The organism is Spiroplasma sp. ald (assembly GCF_044714355.1).
Classification (GTDB): Bacteria; Bacillota_I; Bacilli_A; order Mycoplasmatales; family Mycoplasmataceae; genus Spiroplasma; species Spiroplasma phoeniceum.
Genome location: NZ_RXFY01000177.1, coordinates 1 through 1056 on the forward strand (window position 1 = coordinate 1; position 1056 = coordinate 1056).

Genomic DNA, 1056 nt, shown 5'->3' on the forward strand with positions numbered 1-1056 from the left:
AAATATATTTTATAGGAATTTTAAAATAACTAGGTTATGCAAGAAGTCTAATTTCTAATCGCTCAATCCAAACAACGAAAATAAAAAGTGGTGATGTGATTATTCTTGATGGTATTTTAGGTTTAGCATTAGAAGAAATTCGTAAATTATCGGATATTAAAATATTTATTAAAACAGAAGATGATATTCGTTTTATTCGACGTTTAACACGTGATTTATCAGAACGGGGGCTAACAGTTGAAAGTATTATTAATCAGTATTTAACAACAGTAAAACCAATGCATGAGTACTTTGTTGAGCCAAGTATTAAATATGCCGATATTTATTGTGCCATATTATGAAGGAAATGAAATTGCAATTGATATGATTGCAACAAAAATTAAGGCTTTATTACTTGATAAAAAATAAAAAACCCCATTATTATTGCTTTTTTTAAGGTATAATAATGATTGTTGTAATTAAAAAACAGAGAGGAACGGAGAGAACACCATGAATGAAGAAATTTTGTTAACTAAAGAGGGAATTAAAGACTTACAAGAAGAATTAGATAATTTAATTAATGTTATTCGTCCCGAGGTTATTGAAGAGTTAAAAGAAGCTCGTGCACAGGGAGACTTATCAGAAAATGCTGATTATGATGCAGCACGAAACCGTCAAGCGGAAGTTGAAGGACGAATTAAAGAAATTGAATCACTATTAACAAAAGCAAAAGAAATTAAGGAAGTTAAATCAAAAACAGGAATTATTAAATTGGGGAGTACAGTAACATTTACTAATTTATTGATTAATAAAAAATATGAATTAAAAATTGTTGGTGCTGTTGAAGCTAATCCTTTTGAAAATACAATTTCAAATGAATCACCAATTGCAAAAGTTATTATTGGCAAAAAAGTTGGAGATTTAGTTGAAATTAAGGGAATTCAAGAACCTTATAAAGTTAAAATTTTAACTGTAGAATAAATAATAAAAAAACATTAGACTTCTTGCATAACCTATTAAAATAATTGTAAATATTTTTAAAAAGATACTAATAGCAAATTATAATTTTAATTAATT

The 1056-nt window shown here is 26.5% G+C and carries 2 protein-coding genes; both read left to right on the plus strand.

What is annotated here, in order from left to right:
- Window positions 1-95 precede the first annotated feature (95 nt).
- A complete protein-coding gene (locus tag EHU54_RS05960) occupies window positions 96-383 on the plus strand; it encodes a hypothetical protein (RefSeq protein ID WP_400249482.1) in 288 nt (95 codons plus the stop codon).
- 106 nt (window positions 384-489) lie between these two features.
- Window positions 490-960: a transcription elongation factor GreA gene (gene greA / locus EHU54_RS05965; protein ID WP_400249483.1), complete on the plus strand. Its 471-nt coding sequence runs from the start codon at window positions 490-492 to the stop codon at window positions 958-960.
- The last annotated feature ends 96 nt before the right edge of the window (window positions 961-1056 follow it).